At 67.3% G+C, this 6,935-nt stretch carries 8 protein-coding genes; 5 read left to right on the top strand and 3 right to left on the bottom strand.

Annotated features, from left to right (window positions below):
* The coding region (locus tag BZL64_RS32080; RefSeq protein ID WP_244205616.1) for a hypothetical protein at nucleotides 1-832 on the bottom strand (832 nt) is incomplete at its 3' end.
* A gap of 240 nt (nucleotides 833-1,072) precedes the next feature.
* On the opposite strand from BZL64_RS32080, the gene BZL64_RS32085 reads away from it, so the two are divergent.
* The 3 genes from BZL64_RS32085 to BZL64_RS32100 all read left to right on the top strand — a co-directional run bounded on the left by BZL64_RS32085 (nucleotide 1,073) and on the right by BZL64_RS32100 (nucleotide 4,795).
* Nucleotides 1,073-2,764, top strand: a complete 1,692-nt coding sequence (locus BZL64_RS32085; protein ID WP_086772643.1) for a chitinase — start codon at nucleotides 1,073-1,075, stop codon at nucleotides 2,762-2,764.
* A 1,109-nt stretch (nucleotides 2,765-3,873) separates the two neighbouring features.
* Nucleotides 3,874-4,398 (top strand): Imm50 family immunity protein, encoded by a 525-nt coding sequence (locus BZL64_RS32095; protein ID WP_086772644.1) that lies wholly within the window; start codon nucleotides 3,874-3,876, stop codon nucleotides 4,396-4,398.
* Entirely contained in the window at nucleotides 4,385-4,795 is a 411-nt protein-coding gene (locus tag BZL64_RS32100; RefSeq protein ID WP_279634631.1) for an Imm50 family immunity protein, read from the top strand. The genes BZL64_RS32095 and BZL64_RS32100 overlap by 14 nt, the downstream gene beginning before the upstream one ends.
* 8 nt (nucleotides 4,796-4,803) lie before the next feature.
* On the opposite strand, the gene BZL64_RS32105 is transcribed toward BZL64_RS32100, so the two are convergent.
* Nucleotides 4,804-5,295, bottom strand: a complete 492-nt coding sequence (locus BZL64_RS32105) for an ATP-binding protein (RefSeq protein ID WP_086772645.1) — start codon at nucleotides 5,293-5,295, stop codon at nucleotides 4,804-4,806.
* A gap of 261 nt (nucleotides 5,296-5,556) precedes the next feature.
* Here BZL64_RS32105 and BZL64_RS32110 point away from each other — a divergent pair, with 261 nt between their 5' ends.
* Together BZL64_RS32110 and BZL64_RS32115 are read left to right on the top strand one after the other, a co-directional pair.
* A complete protein-coding gene (locus BZL64_RS32110; protein ID WP_086772646.1) occupies nucleotides 5,557-6,408 on the top strand; it encodes a helix-turn-helix domain-containing protein in 852 nt (283 codons plus the stop codon).
* Nucleotides 6,409-6,419: 11 nt separating this feature from the next.
* Nucleotides 6,420-6,611, top strand: a complete 192-nt coding sequence (locus BZL64_RS32115; protein ID WP_086772647.1) for a hypothetical protein — start codon at nucleotides 6,420-6,422, stop codon at nucleotides 6,609-6,611.
* Between the two features lies 1 nt (nucleotide 6,612).
* Here BZL64_RS32115 and BZL64_RS32120 read toward each other — a convergent pair.
* Nucleotides 6,613-6,935 (bottom strand): hypothetical protein (locus BZL64_RS32120; protein ID WP_244205620.1); only part of this gene is annotated, 323 nt, incomplete at its 5' end.

The following is a 6,935-nucleotide window of genomic DNA, read 5'->3' on the forward strand; positions in this document are numbered from 1 at the left end:
ATCGGCCCGCCGCCCGAGGCGGCGGGGTGGCGGAGCAGAAGACGCAGAGGTCGCCGATGACGTCGATGCCGCACCAGTGGCAGACGGTCTGACGGACCGAGGTGACGAGTTGGTAGAGGACCGAGAGGTCGGGCAGGTAGGCGCAGAACTCGATCAGCTTGTCGGTGCCCCACCAGGCGGCGGATTCGGCGGGTGCCTCCGTCTCGCGCAGTCCCTGGGTCCGCCAGGCGGGCGCGAGGGTGCCGGTGACCCAGTCGGACTGGAGGCGGCCCCGCCCGACCAGCATCCAGGTGCCGAACTCGGGCCCGTCCAGCAGCGTGTCCGGCCCGACCTTCACCAACTGGGGTTGCGGGTGGGCCAGTACGGCGAACTGGCTGCCCGGCATCCAGGACCGGGCGTGCGAGGTCAGGCCGACGGGGACGCGGTCGAGGCGGGCCACGGAGGCGAGGAGCGCGCCGGCGTGGATGTAGTGGGTGAGCAGCCGGCCGGCCGAGGCGAGGACGCCGGGGCTGAGGTCGCAGGAGGCGAGCTGGCGCAACTGGCGGGCCAGGACGGCGAGTCCGAGTGGCGGCAGTTCGGGCCGGAACAGGGCGATGCGGTCGCTCTCCAGGAGGGAGCGGACGGTGTGCAGACGCTGTTCCACGGCGGCGGGGACGGCCCGCGAGTACAGGACCACGAGGTGCCCGTGCTGGTCGAGAAGGGTCTGGACGTCGGCGACGGCCTGATCGAGGGGCCGGCGGTCGAGGCCGTCGAGCACGGCGGCCGGCACGGTGCGTTCGTCCTGCGGCGGCAGGGCCAGATCGGCACCGGTCACGGCAATGGCAGTTGGCACGCGCAGCTCCCCGATTCCCGCGGTCCGGCCCACCGGGAGTTACTCCGGTGCTCCGAGGTGACTTCATTGCGTGACTACCTCAGCACTGTATCCACGCCCCTGTGGCCGGAGAACAGCTTTCCGTGGCCGCCTCTCGACGGATCTTCACGCAAGTCGCTTCAAACCGGGGCAGGTTGCCCACACGAGTCCTCCACGGGCGGACCTCTTGACAATGGAATTGGTCTGGACCAACTTGTTGTCATGTCCCCACTTAAAAGATCGGCGCGGCTCTGGTCGGGAGCCGTCACCGCCGCACTCGCCCTCACCCTCGCGGGAACGGGCCAGGCGTCCGCCGCGGACGTCAACAACGCCAGGAACGCCGGCTTCGAGTCCGGCCTCGGCAACTGGACCTGCTCCGCGGGCAGCGGCACCACCGTCTCCTCCCCCGTACACAGCGGCACGGCCGCGCTGAAGGCGACCCCGGCGGGGCAGGACAACGCCCGCTGCACCCAGACGGTCGCCGTGAAGCCCAACTCCACCTACTCGCTGAGCGCCTGGGTCCAGGGCGGCTACACCTACCTCGGCGCGACCGGCACCGGCACCACCGACGTCTCCACCTGGACCCCGGACTCCGCCGCCTGGAAGCAGCTGTCGACGACGTTCTCCACCGGCGCGTCGACCACGTCCGTCACCGTCTACCTGCACGGTTGGTACGGCCAGACCGCCTACCTCGCCGACGACGTCTCGGTCCACGGCCCCGACGGCGGCGGAGGCACCGACCCCGCCCCGACGGTCCCGTCCGCCCCGGCCGGCCTCACGGTCTCCGCCACGACGTCCTCGTCCGTGACGCTGGCCTGGAACGCGGTGTCCGGCGCGACCGGGTACAGCGTCTACCGGGACGGCACGAAGGTGACGGCGGTTACCGGCACCTCGGCGACCGTGACCGGGCTCGCGGCGGCCACCTCGTACTCCTTCCAGGTCACCGCGACGAACGCGGCCGGTGAGTCCGTGAAGTCGGCCGCGGTGTCGGGCCGTACGGCCGCGACCGGCGGAGGCGGCGGGGGCACGCTGCCCAAGCACGCCGTGACCGGCTACTGGCAGAACTTCAACAACGGCGCGACGGTCCAGCGGATCTCCGACGTCCCCGCCCAGTACGACATCATCGCCGTCGCCTTCGCCGACGCGACGACGACCCCCGGCGCGGTCACCTTCACCCTCGACTCGGCCGGCCTCAACGGCTACACGGCCGACCAGTTCAAGGCCGACATCAGGGCCAAGCAGGCCGCGGGCAAGAAGGTCATCATCTCCGTCGGCGGCGAACGCGGCACGGTGAGCGTCAACGACGCCACCTCCGCGGCCAACTTCGCCAACTCCCTCCACACCCTGATGCAGACGTACGGCTTCGACGGCGTCGACATCGACCTGGAGAACGGCCTCAACGCGACGTACATGACACAGGCGTTGCGCTCACTGTCGGCAAAGGCCGGGCCGTCCCTCATCCTCACCATGGCCCCACAGACCATCGACATGCAGTCGACGTCCAACTCCTACTTCCAGACGGCCCTGAACGTGAAGGACATCCTCACGGTCGTCAACATGCAGTACTACAACAGCGGTTCCATGCTCGGCTGCGACGGCAAGGTCTACAGCCAGGGCTCCGTGGACTTCCTCACCGCCCTGGCCTGCATCCAGCTGGAAGGCGGCCTGTCCCCCTCCCAGGTGGGCCTCGGCCTTCCCGCCTCCACCCGCGGCGCGGGCAGCGGCTACGTCTCCCCGACCATCGTCAACAACGCGCTGGACTGCCTGACCAAGGGCACCGCCTGCGGCACCTTCAAACCGTCCCGCACCTACCCCGACCTGCGCGGCGCCATGACCTGGTCGACCAACTGGGACGCGACGGCGGGCAACGCGTGGTCGAGCACGGTGGGGCCGCATGTGCACGGGCTGCCGTAACGCAGAGGGGGTGACAACGGCACGGAGCCCGGAGGACGGCTCGCCCTGAGGACGGTGACCAGTCACTCCAGGCGTCCCTCTGCCGCCGGAAGTTGCCGACCGCCGCGCCGAATCGCCCTCCGTCGGGCCGTCGTTGCGGTCGGCAACGTGCCGATGTTTTGATTCCAGGCATGACTGAGCAGGGGGACGGTCCGAAGGCCCACATCCGCAGGTCCGTACTGGACGGCTATGCGGAGATGACCGGAGCGGCCACGGCGGAGAAGCGCACCCCACCGAACATCGCACGCGACTTTCTTTCGTTGGACGGCGGAGCACCTACGACCCCTGTACCGGCGCTACTTCCATCCCCTTCTTGGAGTTCCCCGAAGGGAACGTGAACGGTGGCCAGATCGTGGACGCCGTGACAAACAACCCGAACTATAATGGAGGGCCACTTCGACTTATGGTTTGTCACTCAGGGGCCGACAGCTCGGGAATTGCTCAACAGATTGCGAACGAATTGAGTGTAACCGTTCGGGCACCCACCGACAAAGTGGGCACCAACCCCATATTGGGACCAGGGCAGATTCCTCAGATCGCCAACGATGGCAACTGGAGAATTTTCCTACCCATCATCGGAGGGAATTAATGAGATTCATCGGATTTTACCGACAATTGACAGATGCCACCCTCACAGAATACGGAGAGGAAATCCCCCTCCCTGACTCGGGAGCCGGGTCATACCCTCAAAACCGCGTGACCCAATATCTGCTTTCAGGGCACCCTGTCCTCGACGTCACGGAACTGACGACAGATGCGATCCGCGGAGCCTTCCGTGTGCCTGGCGGATCGTCTGTACTCACCGACGGATCATCGGTTTGGCGCCTAGATCTGGCTTCCTACGTGCAGCATTACTCAATTGCTCTGCCTCATGAATTTCTAAGATCCATCGAAAATCACGAGTATAAAGTACCATCCGTGGAGCGGGAACAACTGCTCGAGATCTCATTTACGGTCAGCCGCACATTGGGTTTTCATTCAGATCCTAGAGCGGGGCCAAAAACCACCCGTGACCTTTAGCTGAAAATCGAGGCAACCTCTTCGACATGTCCCGCAACGAGAAAACGTGAATGAGCGTCACACCCCGCCCAACCGTAGGCGCACTGGTCGCCAACGGCGAGGTGTTGCGGTCCGTTTATGGCGGAGTCACCCCCGCATTCAGCGGTGTCGTCAGAGTTCGGTCGGTCAATCTCAACTGGCGTGGGCCCACGGTGACCCTGCGCGTCGATCTGCCCGACTTCCCTGCATCGGCGCCACGGGAGTGGGTGGACGCCGGCTTGGACACGGTGCAGTGTCACCTGCAATTCTTGGCCGTCGAGAATCTCTCGGTCGGGGTATGGAAGCCCCCCGCCGGCGCCGCGATCGCCGTGACGCCAATGGGCGAGGGCAGGAGAGTCCGCGTCGAGGTCGTCGGGGACGGGGCCGACTTGTCGTTCGACTCCAGCGACTCCGTGCTCGTGGGACACGTGAGTGCCTTCAGGATGAATTCCGACGGCTCGGACGGCGGTCCGCGCATGTTCGTCAACCGAATTGACGCGCGGCGGTACGACTCGCTCCCCGATCCCTGCGAGGCGGTTCACTTTGAGCGGCTCTGACTGGGCGTCGATTCTCACGGACTCCCGGTTCCTTGGCGGGCTGTATGCCGGATGCCCACCCACTCTCGAGCAGTGCGAGCTCTTCTACGTGCACCTCGACGAACGCGGCGACTCGGCCACCCTCGGGTTCGAGACCCGCCTCCTCCCGTCGGCTCCTCGCCCCGAGTGGCGGGAGAAGCCGTACAACCGCTTGGAGTTCTACCTGCTCCTCGGCGGTCTGACCGGGTTCGTCGTCGACGGCTGGGGCCCGGCCGAGGCCGCGGGCTTCGACATCACGGCCGTGTCGGACAAGGAGATCGCCGTCAGACTGGGCAGCGGACAGGGCGGCATGCGGTTCCGGGCCTCGTCGATACGGCTGACGCGCACCCGCGTGTATCTCGCGGCCGAGGCGCACTGAACTGTCGGCTACCTCCCCATTCCGTACGTCGCCGCGCTCTCCCTCGGCAGCCTCGCCCACATGCGCGTGCCGCCGCCCGGTTCTCGGGACTCCCCGAAGCCCCAGTCCCCGTCGCACGCCCGGCAGACGCAGGCCAGCACACGAAGTGCCGCGCGGCGGCGAGTGTCGCAGGCGTTGGCCAGGTGGGGCTGAGTGTGGCGGGGGTGGTTGTCGTAGACGATCACGCGGAGGGTGTCCGCGCGGTAGCGGAGGGAGAGGTAGAAGTCCGCGGATTCCGTGAACTGGGCTGCCACCGCCGTCAGTTCGCCCACCGCTTGCAGAGCAGGGTCCAGCATGTCGTGCAGGTCGTGGGCCTTGAGGACCGCGCGGGCCGTCGCTCGCGCGAGGGCGGGGCTCGCCAGGGCGGCGGGGAGGGTGAGGCTGTACGAGACGGTTTCGGGCATCGGGGCGGTGAAGTCCGCGGGGAAGACGGGGGCGAGCGGGCAACGGGGCATGGGCATGGCCGGGCTCCTCCGGGTGAATGGGCAGGCGTGCGCAGTCGGTGGCTCGTCTCCCTGGCGCGAGCCCGCCCCTCCCAGGGAAAGGAGCGAGCGGGCAGGCTCGCGCGGTGCACTGCCAACTGTTGTTGCGTAGCTGGTGCGTTACTGAATGTAGGACCACCGATGGTTCAATTGCAACTCGAGAACGGAAATTGACCCGAACGTGGTCCGGTGGCGCGGATTGACGGCAGACTGCTGACGAACCGCGCGGGAAGGAACGGCATGCCTCCGAGGACGACACCCACCGAGCGTCAGAAGCGTCTGGGCAGCGAGTTGCGGAAGATGCGGATGGCGGCGGGGATATCGGCCGACCAGGCCGCCGGACTGCTCGGCCTCGACCGTGCGAAGATCTCCAACTTCGAGACCGGCATCCGCTCCATCAGCCCGGAGCGGTTGCGCACCTTGGCCTGCAACTGCGACTGCTCGGACCAGGCATACATCGAAGGTCTCGTGAGCATGGCGCGTCCAGACCGACGGGGCTGGTGGGAGCGTTACCGAGGCGCGCTGCCGGCCGGCCTGCTGGACATCGCGGAGTCAGAGGCCTACGCGACGCGGATGCGGACCGTGCACATCGCCCATATTCCAGGGCTGCTGCAGACCACCGACCACGCCCTCGAACTCTTCCGGGCAGTGCTGCCACCGCTTCCGGAGCATGAGGTCGCCTTGCGCCTGGCGTTCCGGGTCGAGCGGCAGCAGGTACTGGAGGGGGAGGACGCACCCCAGTACGTGGGCGTCCTGCACGAGGCCGCCGCGCGGATGCAGTTCGGGGGCCGCAAAATGGCTCGCGCCCAGTTGGAGTACCTGCTCACCGTGTCCGAGCGGCCGTCCGTGCGGCTGCTGGTCATTCCGTTCTCCGCCGGTACGTTTCCCGGATCGGGGCAGACCTTCAACTACCTGGAGGGCCCGGCGCCCCAGTTGGACACCGTGCAGGTCGACAGTACGCACGGGCCGGAATTTCTCGGTGGGGAGGCGCAGTTGGCCAAGTACCGTACGCACCTGGACTGGATGGAGCGCATCGCGCTCTCGCCAGCAGCCTCCCGGGACCTCATCCTGGACATCGCCAACAACCTGTGAGGAGACGTCAGATGGACGGCATCACGTGGGAGGAGCCCTTCTGCGGTGAGGGAGCCAGTTGCTTCCGCCTCGGTACCGACCCCGAAGGCAACGCCTACATCGCCATAGCCGGGGCTGAGGACGCCTACCTCACCGACTCCCGTGACGCGCTCCGGACCATGATCCTCGACATCAAGGCGGGCAAGGCCGACCACCTGCTCTGAGTCAGCCCGCCGGGCGGTAGTAGCCGAGGACCCAGGCCAGTTGGGCGAACCAGCCGCGCAGCCGTTCCCGTGGTTTGGCTTTCACCATGGCTTCGTAGACGCGGCCGTCCACATGGACCACGGCGACCATGAGCGCCTTGCCATCGGGGCTTGCCCTGTAGTGGACGCTGCGGATCTCGGCCCAGGGGAAGTCGACGACGATGTCGTACATGTCGAAGCCCACGCCCGACGCGTCGACGACGACCGAGTTGTGCTTGTCCACCGCCAGGAAGTCCGGGGCCTCCGGTACCGAGGGGGCGTACTGCGGTGGGGGCGGGCCGAAGC

Origin of the sequence: Streptomyces bobili, assembly GCF_002154575.1 — a bacterium.
GTDB lineage: Bacteria > Actinomycetota > Actinomycetes > Streptomycetales > Streptomycetaceae > Streptomyces > Streptomyces bobili.

Coding starts and splice junctions, on each gene's coding strand:
- BZL64_RS32085 (WP_086772643.1), top strand. CDS start 1,073: ATGTCCCCACTTAAAAGATCGGCGCGGCTCTGGTCGGGAGCCGTCACC.
- BZL64_RS32095 (WP_086772644.1), top strand. CDS start 3,874: ATGAGCGTCACACCCCGCCCAACCGTAGGCGCACTGGTCGCCAACGGC.
- BZL64_RS32105 (WP_086772645.1), bottom strand. CDS start 5,295: ATGCCCATGCCCCGTTGCCCGCTCGCCCCCGTCTTCCCCGCGGACTTC.
- BZL64_RS32110 (WP_086772646.1), top strand. CDS start 5,557: ATGCCTCCGAGGACGACACCCACCGAGCGTCAGAAGCGTCTGGGCAGC.
- BZL64_RS32115 (WP_086772647.1), top strand. CDS start 6,420: ATGGACGGCATCACGTGGGAGGAGCCCTTCTGCGGTGAGGGAGCCAGT.